Consider the following 17,512-nt stretch of genomic DNA (forward strand, 5'->3'; position numbering starts at 1 on the left):
GCGCGTTGGGGGGTCAGAGGGCCTGGGCGGCCGCGGTGAGTACCTGATTGAGGGTGGGAACGCCTGCGGCGCGGAATACTTCTGTGCCGTCGTCGGTGAGGACGACGACGGTCGGCGTCATGCGGATGCCGTCATCGGCAGCGATCGCGTTCTCACGCGCCACGTCGCGTTCGATGACCGTCGCTTGCGGAACCAGCCGGGCGGCATCCTCGAGCACGGAACGTGCCTGGGCGCACGGCGCACAGAATGCTGAGGTGTAGAGAACGAGCTGCATGCTCCAAGCCAACCACGTCGGGCGCAACCCTGTTCCCGCCGAGGTGAAACTCGACCAGACTGAACGCATGAGAATCGCAGTCACAGGGGGATCAGGCAAGCTCGGCCGCACGGTGGTCCGGGAACTTCGCGAGGCGGGGCTCGAGGTGATCAACCTCGATGCCACGGGTGAGCGCGGAAAGGGCTTCGTGCGCGTCGACCTCACCGACTACGGGCAAACCCTCGACGCTCTCCTCGGCGTTGACGACCAGCACGACGGATTCGACGCCGTCGTTCACCTGGCCGCCATCCCGGCACCCGGCCTCACGAGCAACGCCGCGACGTTCTCGAACAACATGCTCGCGACGTACAACGTTCTTTCGGCGTCCATCCGAGCCGGCATCCGCAACATTGTCACCGCGTCAAGCGAGACCGTGCTCGGCCTGCCGTTCGACGTTCCACCGCCCTATGTGCCCGTCGACGAGGAATATCCGGCCCGGCCGGAGAGCACGTATTCACTCGTCAAGCACCTCGAAGAGCAGATGGCGATCGAGCTGGTGCGCTGGAACCCGGATCTCAAGATCGTGGCGCTCCGGTTCTCCAATGTGATGTACCCCGAGGACTACGCGGAGTTCGCGTCGTTCGACGAGGACGCGTCGAACCGCAAGTGGAACCTGTGGGGATACATCGACGCACGCGACGGCGCCCAGGCGGTGCTTCGCGGGCTGGAACTCGAAAGCGTGGGCTTCGACCGGTTCATCATCGCGGCAGCCGACACGGTGTCGAGCAGGCCGAACGCTGAGCTGCTCGCCGAGGTCTTTCCCGACGTGCCCGTGACGCGCGAGGTCGGCGAACACGACACCCTGCTGTCGATCGACAAGGCGCGACGAATCCTCGATTACTCGCCGAAGCACAGCTGGCGCGACGGCGCCTGAAATCGAAACTGCAGTAGTGGCCCGAAAATCTCGATTTTTCGGGCCAGTACTGGCATTTCGGGGGGTCGGTTGCCTAGGTAATATCTGTCAGCGATCCGTTCCTGATGTGCAGCCTGCGTTCGGCCCGTTTCGCGACAGCGGAGTCGTGGGTGACCAGAATCAGTGTGAGTCCACGTTCACGCCACAGCTCTTCGAGCAAATCCATGATGTCGTCACGGGTGTCTTCGTCGAGCGCACCGGTTGGTTCGTCTGCGAGCAGTACTGACGGATCCTTCACGATCGCCCTGGCGATCGCGACCCGCTGTTGCTGGCCGCCGGAAAGCTCGGCCGGTCGGTGCCCGGCGCGGTCGCCGAGTCCTACGGAGCCGAGGGCGGACTGGGCGCGCTGCACCCGTTCAGCCGTAGGCACGCCGAGCGGCACGAGTGCCATCTCGACATTCTCCTGGGCGGTCAGCGTTGGAATGAGATTGAAGCTCTGGAAGACGATCCCGACCCGCTGCGCCCGTACTCCGGTGAGCTTCGACTCAGATAGGGAAGAGAGGTCGTCGTCGCCGAGCCGGATGGTGCCGGCGCTGGGGCGGTCGAGAGCGCCGAGCATCTGCAGCAGTGTTGACTTGCCACCGCCCGTCGGACCCTGGATCGCGACCATCTGGCCGTCAGGAATGGCGAGCTCGACGCGGTTGAGCGCCGTGATGGTTTTGGGACCCTGGCGGTAGGTCTTGGAGAGAGCGTGAAGTGTGTACATGGGTTCTTTCGTGTAGAGGGGATCAGGAGACCGAACGGAGGGCCTCGGCAGGGCGCAGCCGTGACGCACGCCAGCCGCCGAAAGCCCCGGCGATGAGACCGCCGGTGATGGCGATTCCGGCCGCGAGAACGATCACGAGCGGAGTGACTGGCGCACTGAGGATGACGTCCGTCGTCGCGGCGGCCGACTCCGCCGCTCCTCCGAAGCCGGATTCGCCGCCGCGCCGTCCGCCAGCGCCGCCCGGGCTGGTGCTGGTCGCGGAACCAGCCAGGGTGATGCCGGACAGGTTGATCACGACGACGGCGAGGAGGCCGACGACGATCCCGAGAACTCCCCCGATGAGCGCCTGCATCGTGGACTCACCCGCGACCTGGCCGACGATCCGTGAATTGGACCAGCCCATCGCCTTGAGCGTGCCGAATTCTTTCGTACGGCGGGAGACGCCCGAGATGGTGAAGAGGACGGCGAGGATGAAGGCGGCCACGAGAACGAGGATCGAAAGCCACAGGCCGAGCCCTGATACAAGTCCGGATGCCGACGCGAGAGATCCCGACACGCTTGATGCAAGGTCCTCCTGGGTGCTGACCGTGGCATCCGTCAGTTCGGCCTCGATGTCCGCCTTCACTTGCGCGATCGCGGTCGACGACGCGGCCTGCACGGAGATGGTGGAGACCTGGCCATCGAGCCCAGCCAGTGACTGGGCCACATCAAGAGGAAGATAGACGTTCGCCGTCGTCGTCGCCTCAGCAGAGGCGGATGCCACGATTCCGACGACCTCGACGTCCGTCCCGCCGATGTCGATCGCGTCACCAACGGCGATCCCCTCCGAGGTGGCGTAAGCAGCATCGAGCACGGCCACGTATTCACCGGTGTCTCCGCTGTCGAGACTGCGGCCCTCCTCGAGGGTGACGTCGGCGAGCGGTCCGACACTGCTGCCGGCCGGGTCGAGCCCAAGCACTGTGGAGGAATCCACGTCGAACGAGCTTCCGCCCCCACCAGAGCCGCCCTCTCCAGGCGGCTGTGCTCCGGAGGCGTCGGGGAGCTCGCCGTCGAACGTTGTGTTCGTGAGGGAGAGCGTCGCGGCCGCGGCTGCGACGTGGTCTGTAGCAAGGACGGTATCGAGCGCTGACTCGTCGAAGGTGGACGAGCCACGCCCGGCGGATAGTCGCGACTGGCTGACCGTGGTCGTGCCGTCGTCTGTCGCTGTGCCGTCGTCGGCCCCGAATTCGAACGGGCCGCCCCCTCCAGGTCCTCCTCCACCGGCCTCACCCTCAGCGGGCGGTTCGGGTGTCATGACCACGGTGATGTCCGTGCCAACGCCGTACACGGATGCCAGCACGGCGGACTGAGCGTCCCTGACGCCGACAGACACCGAATTGACGACGATGACGAGGGCAATGGCCAGCGCCATCCCAATGGCGACGATTATCGTCTGTTTTCGACGTCCGACGAGTTCCCGCCGTAGATAGGTTCCGAACATGATCTTCCTTCGTTCTCGAGCCGGGGGCCGGCGTTTCTCCGGAGCTCGGGTGGCTGCGGCGTTTCTGACGGTAGGGACGACGGTTATGGCGGCGCTATGCCGTTCCTGAGTGTTTGCCCGCTGCCGCCAGCACCCAGCTGACTCATAGGCTTCTCAAAGGGGGACCCACATACTGGGAATGTGAGCACCTTCTTGTCCCCGACATCCCAGCCAGCGGCGCCTCTGCGCCGTGCCGATGGCAGCGCGATCCGGGTCCTCGTCGTCGACGACGAGGCGAGCCTGACCGATCTTATGAAGATGGCGTTGCGCTACGAGGGCTGGGAGGTCCGCTCAGCAGGCACCGGCCGCGCGGCTCTCAAGATCGCCCGGGAATTTCGCCCTGACGCGATGGTGCTCGACATCATGCTGCCCGACCTCGACGGCATGAGCGTGTTGCGCCGACTCCGCGGCGACGGCGACGATGTGCCGGTCCTGTTCCTCACCGCCAAGGACGCACTCGACGAACGGATCGCCGGACTCACCGCCGGGGGAGACGACTATGTCACCAAGCCGTTTAGTCTCGAAGAAGTCGTCGCCCGCTTGCGAAGTCTGATTCGCCGCTCGACGCTCACCGCGGCATCCGACGGCCCGATTCTCTCCGTCGGTGACCTCAGCCTCGACGAAGACAGTCACGAGGTGACGAGGGCGGGCATACCGATCGAGCTGACCGCGACCGAGTACGAGTTGCTGCGGTTCCTCATGCGGAACCCCCGCAGGGTGTTGAGCAAGGCGCAGATCCTCGACAGGGTGTGGAGTTACGACTTCGAGGGCAGGGCCAGTGTCGTTGAGCTCTATATCTCCTACCTGCGCAAGAAAATCGACGCTGGACGCGAGCCCATGATCCAGACGGTTCGCGGCGCCGGGTATTTGCTCAAGCCGGCAGGGATCCCCGCGTGAGCCGGATGCCGTCGTGGACGCTCCGCAGGCGGCTGGTCGTCGCGGTCGTGGCGCTTCTCGCGCTGGCCGCTATCGTCATCGGGGCGGCAAGCGTGCTGAGCGTGCGGGCCGTCCTGCTCGACCGGGTCGACAGTCAACTTATTGCGGCGACAACTCGCTCCTCCGGTGCCGCGGATGTTCCACGCGGCGGGCGGTTCCCTACCGAGCAGCAACCGCCGGTACCCGACTTCATCGGGGCGCCCGGCCAGGCTGCCGGAACCCTGGGCGCGATCATCGACGGCGGGGTCGTGCGGTACGCCGGCTATACCGATGAGGCGGGAACGCTGCTTCCGCTCACGACCGGACAGTTCACGGAACTGCTCCCTGTGACGCTCGGGGCGGATCCTGTGTCGCTCGACCTGCCCGGACTCGGCAATTACCGCGTCGTCGCCGTCGAAAACGGGGGAAGAGTGCTCGTCGTCGGGTTGCCTCTCACTGATCTTGACGCCTCCGTCGCGCAACTGATCGCCGTGGTCGCGGGAATTTCACTTGGTGCCCTCGCTATTGCCGGGTCCGCCGCGTACGTCATTGTTCGCCTGGCTCTGCGCCCGCTCGACCGGGTCGCACTCGCGGCATCCGAAGTGTCGGATCTCCCACTCGACCGGGGAGAGGTGGCGCTCGCCGTTCGCGTGCCGGAGCAGGATGCAGACCCGGACACCGAGGTGGGCAGGGTCGGTGCGGCCATCAACCGGATGATCGGGCACGTCGCGAACGCTCTCACCGCCCGGCAGGCTTCGGAGAACAAAGTGCGGACGTTCGTCTCCGACGCAAGCCATGAACTGCGCACGCCGCTCGCGTCGATCCGCGGCTATGCAGAGCTGACGCGGCGCTCGGGCGAGAAACTGCCCGAGGATGCGACATACGCGCTCGGTCGGATCGAGTCCGAAGCCATCCGGATGACCACGATCGTCGAAGACCTTCTGCTCCTCGCGCGGCTCGACGAGGGCCGCGAGCTCGGCCGCGAACGTGTCGACCTCGCGATGCTCCTCGACAACGCGGTCCGTGACGCGCGAACGTCATCGCCCGAGCATCGGTGGGATCTGGAGCTGCCCGAGGCATCCGTCGTCGTTACGGGGGACACCCAGCGGCTGTTCCAGGTGATCGCCAACCTGCTGGGTAACGCCCGCGTGCACACGCCGCCCGGCACCCGGGTCACAGCGCGACTCGAGAGATCCGAAACGGATGCCGTGATCACCGTTCTCGACAACGGCCCCGGCATCGACCCCACCGTTCTCGACAGTGTGTTCGAGCGGTTCGTTCGAGGAGACGAATCGCGGCAACGTGCGTCGGGCGGAACAGGACTCGGACTCGCGATCGTCGCCGGCGTCGTCGACGCCCACGGCGGATCGGTGTCGGTGGAATCGGAGCCGGGGCGCACCGCATTTCGGGTGGTTCTTCCGCTGGCAGAACCGGGATAGCAGGAGGAGCAGGGCAAACTCAACCGATCGAGCCACTCCTGCACATCTGATCCTGCGCCGCTAGAGTTGCGGCTCAACCGAAGGGATGTCATGACCGGGAAACTCAAGGCCGTGCTGTTCGACGTGGACGGAACCCTCGTTGACTCCAACTATCTCCATGTCGAAGCGTGGACCCACGCCTTCGCCGACCTCGACGTGTTCGTGCCGGCCTGGCGGGTGCATCGCGCGATCGGGCAGGACTCGGCAAGGCTCCTCGGCGCTCTCCTCGGCGATCGGGCCGACGAACTCGGCGACAAGGCGAAAGAGCTGCACTCCCGTTACTACAAGGAACTGGCGCCACGACTCGAAGCTCTCGACGGCTCCCGTGATCTGATCCGCGTGCTCTCGGAGCGTGGCACCACCGTCGTCCTCGCCACGTCGGCGCCCGAGGATGAGCTCGAGTTGCTGACCGCGACGCTCGACGTCGACACTTTTCTCCACGCGACGACCAACGCCGATGATGTCGAGACAGCGAAACCCGATCCATCCGTCGTCGTTGTCGCCCTCGAGAAAGCCGGAGTTTCTGCCGGTGAAGCGATCTTCGTGGGCGATTCCGTCTGGGACTGCTTCGCCGCATCCCGCGCGGGTGTCCAGACCATCGGTTTGCTCTCCGGTGGTTTCTCCTCCGCCGAACTTCTCTCCGCGGGTGCGATCGCCATCTACGACGACCCCGCCGCGTTGCTCCGCGAACTCCACCTCAGCCCGCTGGCCTGAGAGCGAGGTCGCCCGATTTGGCCGAGGGCGACGGATGCCGTAGGGTGAGACAAAACCAAAGACCGCAGGTTTTCGGCGTGCGTGCGTAAGCAAGCATCCGATCGAAGGTTCTCAGCTGAGACGACCCGCGCAGGTGGACGTAACAACATCGAGATTCTTTCTCCTTTTGCTCCGTGCGCTTGCGCCGGAGCTTTTTTTCTGCCGAAAACCAACTGCCTTTTTGGCTCGCATTCGCTTCCGCGGTGCGAGGAAGACTAATCAAGGAGTGGCTATGGCGAACAAGGAAGCCTCGGTTGCCGAACTCACGGAGAAATTCCAGAGCTCGACTGCCGTACTGCTGACCGAGTACCGCGGCCTCACTGTTGCTCAGCTCAAGACGCTGCGCACCAACATCAGTGCAGACGCAACCTACGCCGTGGTGAAGAACACGCTGACCAAGATTGCCGCGAACAACGCGGGCATTTCGTCGTTTGACGAAGAGCTCGTCGGTCCGTCGGCCGTCGCATTCGTGCACGGAGACCCAGTCGCCGTTGCAAAGAGCCTGCGCGACTTTTCCAAGGCAAACCCTCTCCTGGTGATCAAGGGTGGTTACTTTGACGGTAACGCCCTGACCGCCGCAGAGGTAGGCAAGCTCGCCGACCTCGAGTCCCGCGAAGTTCTGCTCGGCAAGCTTGCCGGCGCCTTCAAGGCCTCGCTGTTCGGAGCCGCATATCTGTTCAACGCACCGCTGTCGAAGGCCGTTCGCACGGTCGACGCGCTGCGTGAGAAGCAGGAGTCCGCTTCCTAGGTTCAAACCTGGGACAGCGGTGAGTAGACCAAAGAAATCTAAGGGAGAAAATCATGGCAAAGCTGTCAACTGAAGAGCTGCTTGAGCAGTTCAAGGGCCTCACGCTCATCGAACTCAGCGAGTTCGTCAAGGCATTCGAGGAGACCTTCGAGGTCACCGCGGCTGCACCCGTTGCTGTTGCTGGACCGGCTGCTGCCGGTGCCGCCGCAGAAGAGGTCGAAGAGAAGGACTCCTTCGACGTCGTTCTCGAGTCGATCGGCGACAAGAAGATCCAGGTCATCAAGGCCGTTCGCGAGCTCACCTCGCTGGGTCTCGGCGAGGCGAAGGCCGTCGTCGATGGCGCTCCGGGCAACGTCCTCGAGGGTGCAAACAAGGAAACCGCCGAGAAGGCAAAGACTGTTCTCGAAGAGGCTGGCGCAACCGTTACCCTCAAGTAATTTGCGCCCTTCGGGGCTCATACTTGCGGACTGACTGCGCTACCGAACTCGGTAGTCAAAAATCGGGCGTCGCTCCCTCCGGGGAGCGGCGCCCTTTTTGTACTCACACGGCGTCGGCGACAATCCGGACATGGGCGGTACTTGCCCGCACCACCAGTCGTGCCGGCATGTCGACCACCTCGGGAGCGCACGGCTCTCCCGCCACTGCCGAAAGCAGGTCGGTGACGGCCGCGAGACCCTGGTCACGCGGACGCTGCTCGATCGTCGTGAGCGAGAACATCTCGGCATACTCGTGGCCGTCGATGCCGATGACAGACAGGTCGCCAGGCACCCGGATTCCGATCCGGCGGGCGGCGATGATGACTCCGATGGCGATCTCGTCACACGCAGCGAAGACGGCACTCGGTCGCGACGTCGCGTCGCTCAGGACGTGGGTGCCGGCGTCATACCCGCCGGGCACGCTCATTGCCGTTTGCGTCGCCCGTACCTCCGACTCGAGACCAGCGGCAAGCATCGCTTGCCGGTAACCGGCCAGGCGCATGTTGTGCACGGTGTTCTCGGTCTGGTGGGCGATGGGGCCGCCGATGTGCAGAACCGTGCGGTGCCCAAGCCCGAGCAGGTGCTCTGTCGCGACCCTCGCAGCCGCGACATCATCGATCGTCAGCGAACGGATGCCGGTCACCGGGGCCCCGACGCTGACCATCGGTATCCCGAGTCGGAGAAGCCTGTCCGACTCTTCTGCGGTCGGCTCGACTCCGACAGCAATCACACCGTCGAACCGCTTGCGGGCGAGGAAGAAGTCGAACACGCGGTCGCGGTCGGTCGATCCCGGATGCAGGTTGTACAGGGTCATGTCGAAGCCACCGTTGAGCAGCGCCGATTCAATCGCCTCGAGGATTTCACCGAAGAACCATCGGTTGATGAATGGGATGACGACGCCGATGTTTTTCGTCTTGCCTGTGACAAGGCTGGCGGCGTTGGGCGACGCGACGAACCCGATCTCCTTCGCCGCCTGCACGACCCGTTGCCGGGTGGCTTCGGCGACGTACCCCTTGCCCGAGAGCGCGCGGGAGGCGGTGGCCTTGGAGACGCCAGCGCGCGCCGCGACATCCGCGATTGCACTACCCAAGGTGGCCTCCCGACGCTGGGGACGCTTTCCCGCGCCAGGGCGGGAAGGCGTTGTGGAATCGAGAATAGCCAACAAGATCCGGAATATGGAACCGGTTTCAGGATTTGCGCGCACGAGGCGCGCAGCGGCTTCCGCTCTTCCCCGCGATGATCCCGCGAGAGAGCGCGATCATCGGCCGAATTCGTTACCTGGTCGTGCTTGTATATCCGTGTGGGGTGCCGTAACTTTTGCATGGAACCGGTTCCCTATGGGTGCCGGCATGCACCAGCGGGGCGAGGTCCACAGCTTCAGCCCGAGAACAATCACACTCAACGAGGAGAACAGAGATGAGCTTCAAGACCCATCGCCGCATCCTGGCGCCGCTCGCGGCAGCCGGCATCGTCGGTCTCGCACTCACCGGCTGTACCGGCGACGTCGCGGCCGGGGACAAGGCCGACACGGACTGCGCCGACTACGAGGCGTACGGCACTTTCGACGACAACCCCGAAGTCACCATCGGCGGAACGATTCTCGACGCCGAGGCCGACCGGCTCGTCGAGTCCTGGGCTGACTTCGCGACCTGCACAGGTATCGACGTGGCTTACCAGGGCACCAAGGAATTCGAGGCGCAGATCGCTGTGCTCGCAGAAGCAGGCAACGCCCCTGACATCGGAATCGTTCCACAGCCCGGTCTGCTCCAGCGGCTCGCCGCCGGAGGATGGCTGATCGAGGCCCCCGAAGCCGTCGAATCGAACGTCGACGAGTTCTGGGGCGAAGACTGGAAGGGCTACGGGAGCCACGACGGAACCTTCTACTCCGCTCCGCTGATGGCGAGCATCAAGGGTTACGTCTGGTACTCACCGGCGGAATTCGAGGAGAAGGGGTACGAAGTGCCCACCACCCTCGACGAGCTCACCGAGCTCAGCGAGACGATCGCAGCAGAGGGTGACCACAAGCCATGGTGCGTGGGACTCGGCTCCGGTGACGCCACCGGCTGGCCGGGCACCGACTGGATCGAGGACTACGTCCTCCGCCAGTCAGGCCCCGAGGTCTACGACCAGTGGATCAACCACGAGATCCCATTCAACGACCCGCAGATCGTCGAAGCCTTCGACGCCGTCGGCGAAATCGTGAAGAACCCCGACATGGTCAACGGAGGACTCGGCGACGTCTCCAGCGTGATCTCCACCGAGTTCGGCGATGCGGGCCTGCCGATCCTTGATGGCACCTGCTCACTGCACCACCAGGCATCGTTCTACGAGGGCTTCTGGCCCGAGGGAACCGAAGTCAGCCCCGACGGCGACGTCTTCGCATTCCTGCTCCCTTCGGTTGAAGCCGACGGTGAGAAGGCTGTGACCGGCGGTGGAGAGTTCCCCGTCGCGTTCACCGAGGGTGAAGAGGTCGACGCGGTTCGTGCCTACCTCTCGAGTGACACCTGGGCGAACAACCGGGTCAAGCTCGGCGGTGTCATCAGCGCCAACAAGGGCCTCGACTCCGAGAACGCATCCAGTGACGTGCTGAAGCAGAGTATCGAAATTCTCCAAGACGAGAATGCCGTGTTCCGCTTCGACGGTTCTGACCTCATGCCGGCAGCGGTCGGTGCCGACTCGTTCTTCAAGGGCATCGTCGCCTGGATCTCCGGCGACAGCACCCAGGAGACGGTCGACGCGATCGAAAGCAGCTGGCCGAAGAGCTAACTGTTCACTCCCGACTACGGGCGGGGTCGCCTTCCGGCGGCCCCGCCCGTAATCTCCCTTCTCGGAAAGGCGCAGTTTCATGACGACCGCTGACCTCATCGGCAAGATCATCCAGGTGGTGGGTGGTCTCGCTATCTTTGCCGCCATCATCGGCCTCCTTTTCTTCTTCCTTGACAGAGCGCCGAAGCGCGGCAAAGACTACGGGCAGCTGGCCGTGTTCCTGGCCCCCGCGCTGATCCTCGTCTTCCTCGGGCTCATTTACCCGGCCATCCGGACGAGCCTTCTCGCGTTCACCAACAACACCGGTGAGTTCAACGGTCTCGACAACTTTGTCTGGATGTTTACCCAGCCGGCCATCGTCAACACGCTCATCAATACGGTGATCTGGGTCCTGCTGGTACCGATCGTCTCCACCATTGTTGGGCTGGCCTACGCGGTCTTCATCGACAAGTCCCGCGGTGAGAAAATCTACAAGGTCCTCGTGTTCATGCCGATGGCAATCTCCATGGTCGGCGCCGGCATCATCTGGAAGTTCGTCTACGACTACCGCCAGTCCGGTAGCGAGCAGATCGGACTTCTCAACCAGATCGTGGTCTGGTTCGGTGGAGAACCCGTGCAATGGCTGCAGACCAGTCCGATCAACACCTTCCTTCTCATCATCGTGATGATCTGGATCCAGACCGGTTTCGCCATGGTCGTTCTCTCGGCTGCCATCAAGGCCGTTCCCGTCGAGCAGCTCGAAGCCGCAGAAATCGACGGAACGAACCCGTGGCAGCGATTCAGGAACGTGACGCTCCCCGGCATCCGCGGTTCGCTTGTCGTCGTCATCACAACTATTTCCATCGCAACACTCAAGGTGTTCGACATCGTGCGTACGATGACCGCCGGAAACTTCAACACCAGCGTCATCGCGAACGAGATGTACACCCAGGCGTTCCGCGCGGCCGAACCCGGGCGCGGGTCGGCCCTCGCACTCGTGCTCTTCGTGCTGGTGCTGCCGATCGTCATCTACAACATCCGAGTCATGCGGAAGCAGAGGGAGATCCGATGAGCACGACACCGATTGTGCCCACCACGACCGACACCGACACCGGGAAGAAGCTCGACAAGGGCGCCGACATCGAGGTCGGAACGAAGTCACGCCGGGTGAAGCGACGCCTGACCTCTCGCACGGCGACGATCGTCTCGCTGATCATTGCGGTGGTCTGGACGATTCCGACGTTCGGTCTGTTCGTCTCCTCGTTCCGGCCGGCAGAGCTCATTCAGCGGACCGGCTGGTGGACGATCTTCCAGAACCCGGGCTTCACCTTCGATAACTACGCAGAAGTGCTCTTCTCGTCGTCGCAGTCGTCACCGCAGCTCGGCTCGTACTTCGTCAACTCGCTCGCGATCGCGATCCCCGGAACGATCTTCCCGCTGATCCTCGGCGCGATGGCCGCCTATGCGTTCGCCTGGATGAAGTTCAAGGGATCGAACTGGCTGTTCATCCTCGTCTTCGCGCTGCAGATCGTTCCACTGCAGATGGCTCTCCTGCCGCTGTTGCAGATGTTCACGCAGTTCCTGCGTCCGCTGCAGAACGGTCTTCACGATGTGATCCCGATGATCCCCGAGCAGAACTACCTGCCGGTGTGGATCGCCCACACGATGTTCGGGCTTCCGCTCATCATCTTCCTGCTGCACAACTTCATTTCGGAGGTTCCGGGAGAGGTCATCGAAGCCGCACGCGTCGATGGTGCAAACCCCGGGCAGATCTTCTTCCGGATTGTCCTCCCTCTCGCCCTCCCGGCGATCGCATCCGTTGCCATCTTCCAGTTCCTCTGGGTGTGGAATGATCTGCTTGTGGCGCTGATCTTCTCGGGCGGAACGGCGGATGTCGCGCCGCTCACCCAGCGACTCGCGGAGCTCACCGGTACGCGAGGCCAGGACTGGCAACGACTGACGGCGGCGGCGTTCGTGTCACTCATCGTTCCGCTGATCGTGTTCTTCAGCCTGCAGCGGTACTTCGTGCGTGGCCTCCTCGCCGGCGCCACGAAGGGGTAATCCCGCGCATTCTCTCACTATCCGAACCCCGGCATTCCGCACTGAATGCCGGGGTTAGGGTGAGTCCATGAGTATGCATGGCGGCGGCGGCCGGGGTGGCGGCGGCCGGATGCGTGGTGGTGGCGACGAAGAAGCCCAACGCGCGGTGAACGCAGCGGCGCCGAAAATTCCGAACCTGTTCTCGCGGGTTGCTGCTCTCTTCGCTCCGCACAAGGCGAAGATCGCCCTCACGGTGGTGCTCGTTCTCGTCGGGGCCGCGCTGAGCGTGATCCCGCCCCTGCTCGTCGAGCAAGCCTTCGACGTGGGGCTCTTCCCGCCCGAGGGCGGACCCAATATGCCCGCCCTGACCCGGATCGTGGCGGTTATGGTCGGCATCTTCGTGCTCGCCACAGGCCTCGGCGTCTGGCAGACCTGGCTCACCGCGACCGTCGGAAACACTGTTATGGGCGAGCTGCGGGTCGCGCTCTTCCGCCGGCTCCAGTCGATGGAGCTGAGCTTCTTCACCCGCACCAAGACCGGTGTCATCCAGTCTCGCCTGCAGAACGATGTCGGCGGTGTCGCCGGTGCGCTGAGCAACACCATTTCGAGCGTGCTCGGCAACACCGTCACCGTGCTTGCCGCCTTCGTCGCCATGGTGCTGATCAACTGGCAGCTCACCGTCGTCGCCCTCATCCTCATGCCGATCCTCGTGATCGCCCAGCGCCGGGTGGGGCAGGTCCGGGCGCGGATCGCCACCAAGACGCAGGAGTCGCTGTCGGACATGACGGCCATCACGCAGGAGACACTGAGCGTGTCGGGCGTGCTGCTCTCGAAGAGCTTCAACCAGCAGCCGACCGAGATTCGACGCTACGAGCGGTCGAACGACGAGCAGGTCGACCTCCAGGTGAAGCAGACGATGAGCGGCCAGTGGTTCTTCGCCATGGTCAACATCTTCCTGTCGTCGATCCCCGCCATTGTCTACCTCGTCGCCGGTTTCCTCGTCACGGGCGGGGCCACCGACATCACCGCCGGTGCGATCGTGGCGTTCACGACCGTGCAGTCACGGCTTCTCTTCCCGCTCATGGCGCTCATGCGAGTGGGACTGGACCTGCAGACATCCGGCGCCCTGTTCGCCCGCATCTTCGAGTATCTCGATCTCACACCCACCATCTCGGACCGAGCGGATGCCGTGACGGTCGATCCGCGCAGCGACTCGCTCGGTCGCGTCGAGTTCGAGCGGGTCACCTTCCGCTACCCGGATGCCACACCGGATTCACGCCCGACGCTCGACGAAGTCTCGTTCTCAATTGCACCGGGGGAGTTCGCGGCGTTCGTCGGCCCGAGTGGGGCTGGCAAAACGACGGTGTCGTACCTCGTGCCCCGGTTTTATGACGCGACCGGCGGGCGAGTGCTGTTCGCGGGTACCGACGTGCGCGAGCTGCAGGCCGAGTCGCTGGTCTCGAACATCGGGATCGTGAGCCAGGAGACCTACCTGTTCCACGCGAGCATCGCCGAGAATCTTCGCTACGCGAAACCGGATGCCACGGACGCGGAGCTGGAGAAAGCGGCGCGGGCTGCGAACATCCACGACACGATTGCCTCGTTTGAAGAGGGCTACGACACCATCGTCGGTGAGCGCGGCTATCGTCTCTCCGGAGGAGAGAAGCAGCGCATCGCGATCGCCCGGGTGATGCTCAAGGACCCGGCGGTGCTCGTGCTCGACGAGGCCACGAGCGCTTTGGATACGATCTCGGAGCGGGTCGTCCAGAGGGCGTTGGAGGCGGCATCCGCTGGGCGAACCACCATCGCGATCGCTCACCGGCTGTCGACGATCGTGAAGGCTGACGTGATCTTCGTGGTCGAGGCCGGGCGGATCGCCGAGACGGGAACGCACGCGGAGCTTCTCGCCCTCGACGGAACGTATGCGCGCATGTTCGAGGAACAGCTGGGGAGCCGGCCCCTCGTCGACTGAGGGCCGCGGAGCATCCGTCTCAGCGGTGATCCTTGCTGAGGTTGAGGATCTCGCCCGTCTCCAGGAGCGATTTCTGCGGACCCCGGGCGCGTGTGGGATTGAGGTAGAGGATGTCGGAAACGGTGACCCCGAATCGAGCGGCGACCTCCCTGAAGAGATCGTTGCGACTGACGGTGTAGCTGCGCGGCACGCCGTCAACGAGTGCCACGTGACCCGATGCGCCGCCGGTGCGCCCGGAGTCCTTGACGACCAAGCCGGGTCGCATGTTGGGGAGTGTCCATGTCAGCGTGGCCATGGCGAGGACCCAGTGGTGACAACCACCCTCGAAAGCGGCCTCATCCGACTGTGTCAGGAGGACGGTGCGGAAGTAGCTGGGGTCACCACGGGTCGGATCCTTGCCGACCCCGAAGACGCCGCCATCGTCTTCGGGGGCCATCGTGCCGAACGACATTCGGTACCCCCGGCACGCAGAGGGCTTTACGGCGCCTGGCATCCAGCTCACCTCGATGTCACCGCTGACGGTTGTGCGCAGGTCGAGCAGCCGCAACTCATAGGTGCCGTTACCGGTCACCCGCACGTCGACGTCCCCGGAGACCCGACCGTCTCCGACCAGGGTTCCCGTCGCAACGACCCGTCCCACCTCGAGGACGGGGGGAGGGATGGTGGGTTTCGGCGATGTTCTTTCGGATGCTGTCGGTGTCGGTGTCGGTGTCGGTGACACCGACGGTGCCGTCATCCAGGCGGCCTCGGGGGTACACCCGCTCAGGACCAGGACGAGGGTTGCCGCAATCGTGGCGGCCCATCGCCGCTCTGCCCTCGGTACCACGCCGCCTCCTCGCGGGCTTGGGGAAATCGGCGAACGCCGTTGAGCCTGAGGCTAGCGTGGTGCGGGTGCGTGTCGCGAGCACACGATCGGGGGGTGCTCTGCCGGGAGCTAGCGCCGTGCCGCCCGCTGCTCCCGTGCGACGGACACGCGCCGCACCACCTCGGCCGGATCGGAGAAGACGTGACGTTTGGTGAGGCGCACGATGCGCCATCCGTTTTCGACGAGTCGTTCGAGCCGGTCGATGTCTCGCTGGATCTGGCCGGCTGTCTGCCAGTGGTGCGCGCCCTCGTATTCGATCGCGATCTTGAGGTCCGGGTAGGCGAGGTCGACGCATCCGAGGAAGTGGCCCGCGTCGTCGAAAGCGTCGACGTTGAGCAACGGCTCGGGGAGGCCTGCGTCAATGAGGATGAGTCGCACCCAAGTCTCGAGGCGGGACCACGACCCGGTGCGGATGCGCCCGATCGCGTCGCGGAGGGCGCCCACCCCGGGGCGACGGCCGGCGTCGATTGCAGCACGGAGTTGGTCCAGCGTGGCGAGGGGCGGCTGGGCGCTGCCGTTGCCGGCCGACGGAGTGCGCTGGCAGACGATGGCGTCGCCCGCGGCCACGAGATCGTACGGGTGAAGGAGCGGGCCGAGGCTCGCCCACGTGGATGCGGGGGTGGTGAGGCGGAGTCCGCTCCGGGTGGTGACGTGGACGAGCTGCGGATGTGCCTGATGTCCCCGAACGCCGATGCTCCGCGGGGCGCGCTGCGGCTTCGGAACGCTCACATCAAGGACTGAATCGGTCAGTCGCGGAAGCGGAACGTCCCACAGCACGGCCGCAGTGGTGTGGCTGAAGAACTCCGAAGGCTGCATTCGCAGGGCGTACGCCTGTGCGAGACGGCGCACCTCCATACGACTCGCGTCGGCCGGGTCGGAGAGAGGAGGAGCGGCGACCTGCCGGGAACGTACACCGCGGAATGGGCGCTCGAGGTCTGGCCCGCCAAGCCGCCAACGGTTGAGACCGAAATCTCGAGCTTCGCTGACGGTAAATGTGACTGGAAGTTGCGGTGGGAGTGGCCGGCGTGTTGGCATCCGTCAACATTGTCATCGTCTCTGTCCACCACAGTGGCCGACGAAGAATCGGTGGATGAATTGCGTCCTGTGGACGACAGCATCCGCCTCCCAGGTTGGTTCGGTGGTCGCTAATGCGGGCAAAGTCGCGTTTTTAGCTGCGTTAGTGACAACTGAAGCCGACGGACGAGGGGGCGGCGCGGTTCGGCGGTCGCTAACGCGGATAACTTCGCGTTTTTACCCGCGTTAGTGACAAGTGAACGGATGCCGCGGGCGCGGACATCCGGAACGGCGCGCGTACACGGTCGGGGCGCACCCGCACGCACCCACGGCACGGGTCCCTACGGCGCGGGGCGCTCCTCGAGCATCGACTCCATCAGGTCGATCTCCGAGTCCTGGCTCTTCACCACGCCGATCGAGAAGGTGCGGACGGTGGAGTTCGTGCTGCGGTCGAGCAGAGCCTCCGCCATGTCGATCGCACCCTGATGGTGGGCGATCATGAGTTCGAGGAACATCCGCTCGGCGGCAACTCCGGTGAGGCCCTTCAGCTCGGTGATCTGCTCCTGCGTCGCGAGCCCCGGCATCGGCTCGCCCGGCTCGTGGGCGCTTTCACCGGATCCGTGGTTGTGTCCGTCGCCCTCGAGCGTCGGCCGCATCATCCACGTCATCTCCGGTTCGGTGGAGTGCGCGGGAAGACCCCAGACGCTGAGCCAGCCCTGCATCATGCCTGACTGTGCACCCTGCGTGGTCGCGATGTCGTAGGCGAGCAGCCGCACGTCGGGGTCGTCGGTGAGATCACGAATGATCATCGACAGCTCGACGCCCTGGTTGTGGTGCGTCTGCATGTCGCGCGCAAAGCCTGCCTCAGCGCTGTCGGTCGTCGGCGTCGGATCACCGAGCGTCGACAACCGTCCGACCGAAAACGCGACGATGCCGACAACGACGACAGCGACAAGGGCGAGCGCGAGGAGTGCGAGTGGGGAGCGCCGCCTCGAGACGGGAGTCGACTCGTCAGCAGATGCCGCAGCATCCGTCTCGAACTCGACGCCAGCCAA

17 protein-coding genes are annotated in these 17,512 nt (G+C 64.6%); 10 read left to right on the plus strand and 7 right to left on the minus strand.

The window, feature by feature from the left end; all coding sequences use genetic code 11:
• Positions 1–13: 13 nt before the first annotated feature.
• On the minus strand, positions 14–274 hold the full coding sequence (locus ACWA1Q_RS01915) for a thioredoxin family protein (protein WP_463759062.1): 261 nt from the start codon (positions 272–274) through the stop codon (positions 14–16).
• A 67-nt stretch (positions 275–341) separates the two neighbouring features.
• Between ACWA1Q_RS01915 and ACWA1Q_RS01920 the strand changes: the two genes are divergently transcribed.
• Positions 342–1,187, plus strand: a complete 846-nt coding sequence (locus tag ACWA1Q_RS01920; RefSeq protein ID WP_463759063.1) for an NAD-dependent epimerase/dehydratase family protein — start codon at positions 342–344, stop codon at positions 1,185–1,187.
• 73 nt (positions 1,188–1,260) lie between these two features.
• Here ACWA1Q_RS01920 and ACWA1Q_RS01925 read toward each other — a convergent pair whose 3' ends face one another.
• Both ACWA1Q_RS01925 and ACWA1Q_RS01930 read right to left on the minus strand, forming a co-directional pair.
• Positions 1,261–1,932 carry an ABC transporter ATP-binding protein gene (locus ACWA1Q_RS01925; protein ID WP_463759065.1) on the minus strand — a complete coding sequence of 224 codons (672 nt, stop codon included), beginning with the start codon at positions 1,930–1,932 and terminating at the stop codon, positions 1,261–1,263.
• 22 nt (positions 1,933–1,954) lie between these two features.
• Positions 1,955–3,412 (minus strand): ABC transporter permease, encoded by a 1,458-nt coding sequence (locus ACWA1Q_RS01930; RefSeq protein ID WP_463759067.1) that lies wholly within the window; start codon positions 3,410–3,412, stop codon positions 1,955–1,957.
• Positions 3,413–3,592: 180 nt separating this feature from the next.
• On the opposite strand from ACWA1Q_RS01930, the gene ACWA1Q_RS01935 reads away from it, so the two are divergent.
• The 5 genes from ACWA1Q_RS01935 to rplL all read left to right on the plus strand — a co-directional run bounded on the left by ACWA1Q_RS01935 (position 3,593) and on the right by rplL (position 7,782).
• On the plus strand, positions 3,593–4,348 hold the full coding sequence (locus tag ACWA1Q_RS01935; protein WP_463759068.1) for a response regulator transcription factor: 756 nt from the start codon (positions 3,593–3,595) through the stop codon (positions 4,346–4,348).
• Between the two features lie 5 nt (positions 4,349–4,353).
• On the plus strand, positions 4,354–5,805 hold the full coding sequence (locus ACWA1Q_RS01940; RefSeq protein ID WP_463760902.1) for a sensor histidine kinase: 1,452 nt from the start codon (positions 4,354–4,356) through the stop codon (positions 5,803–5,805).
• A gap of 90 nt (positions 5,806–5,895) precedes the next feature.
• Entirely contained in the window at positions 5,896–6,558 is a 663-nt protein-coding gene (locus ACWA1Q_RS01945; RefSeq protein WP_463759070.1) for an HAD family hydrolase, read from the plus strand.
• Positions 6,559–6,829: 271 nt separating this feature from the next.
• Complete coding sequence (gene rplJ, locus ACWA1Q_RS01950) at positions 6,830–7,345, plus strand: 50S ribosomal protein L10 (protein WP_463759072.1); 516 nt, start codon at positions 6,830–6,832, stop codon at positions 7,343–7,345.
• A 53-nt stretch (positions 7,346–7,398) separates the two neighbouring features.
• Positions 7,399–7,782 carry a 50S ribosomal protein L7/L12 gene (gene rplL / locus ACWA1Q_RS01955; protein ID WP_463759074.1) on the plus strand — a complete coding sequence of 128 codons (384 nt, stop codon included), beginning with the start codon at positions 7,399–7,401 and terminating at the stop codon, positions 7,780–7,782.
• Positions 7,783–7,885: 103 nt separating this feature from the next.
• Here the strand turns inward: rplL and ACWA1Q_RS01960 are convergent, their stop codons facing one another.
• Complete coding sequence (locus ACWA1Q_RS01960) at positions 7,886–8,911, minus strand: LacI family DNA-binding transcriptional regulator (protein WP_463759076.1); 1,026 nt, start codon at positions 8,909–8,911, stop codon at positions 7,886–7,888.
• A 326-nt stretch (positions 8,912–9,237) separates the two neighbouring features.
• On the opposite strand from ACWA1Q_RS01960, the gene ACWA1Q_RS01965 reads away from it, so the two are divergent.
• From ACWA1Q_RS01965 to ACWA1Q_RS01980, 4 genes are all read left to right on the plus strand, one after another.
• Positions 9,238–10,587, plus strand: a complete 1,350-nt coding sequence (locus ACWA1Q_RS01965; protein WP_463759077.1) for an ABC transporter substrate-binding protein — start codon at positions 9,238–9,240, stop codon at positions 10,585–10,587.
• 79 nt (positions 10,588–10,666) lie between these two features.
• Entirely contained in the window at positions 10,667–11,638 is a 972-nt protein-coding gene (locus ACWA1Q_RS01970) for a carbohydrate ABC transporter permease (protein WP_463759079.1), read from the plus strand.
• On the plus strand, positions 11,635–12,627 hold the full coding sequence (locus ACWA1Q_RS01975; protein WP_463759080.1) for a carbohydrate ABC transporter permease: 993 nt from the start codon (positions 11,635–11,637) through the stop codon (positions 12,625–12,627). Before ACWA1Q_RS01970 ends, ACWA1Q_RS01975 begins: the two co-directional genes overlap by 4 nt.
• A 73-nt stretch (positions 12,628–12,700) precedes the next feature.
• Positions 12,701–14,578: an ABC transporter ATP-binding protein gene (locus ACWA1Q_RS01980; protein ID WP_463760904.1), complete on the plus strand. Its 1,878-nt coding sequence runs from the start codon at positions 12,701–12,703 to the stop codon at positions 14,576–14,578.
• 19 nt (positions 14,579–14,597) lie between these two features.
• On the opposite strand, the gene ACWA1Q_RS01985 is transcribed toward ACWA1Q_RS01980, so the two are convergent.
• From ACWA1Q_RS01985 to ACWA1Q_RS01995, 3 genes are all read right to left on the minus strand, one after another.
• Positions 14,598–15,404, minus strand: a complete 807-nt coding sequence (locus tag ACWA1Q_RS01985) for a hypothetical protein (protein WP_463759082.1) — start codon at positions 15,402–15,404, stop codon at positions 14,598–14,600.
• Between the two features lie 108 nt (positions 15,405–15,512).
• Positions 15,513–16,259: an endonuclease domain-containing protein gene (locus tag ACWA1Q_RS01990; protein WP_463759084.1), complete on the minus strand. Its 747-nt coding sequence runs from the start codon at positions 16,257–16,259 to the stop codon at positions 15,513–15,515.
• 539 nt (positions 16,260–16,798) lie between these two features.
• Positions 16,799–17,512, minus strand: a complete 714-nt coding sequence (locus tag ACWA1Q_RS01995; RefSeq protein ID WP_463759086.1) for a DUF305 domain-containing protein — start codon at positions 17,510–17,512, stop codon at positions 16,799–16,801.

This window comes from Mycetocola sp. TRD_SC_2, from assembly GCF_055361225.1.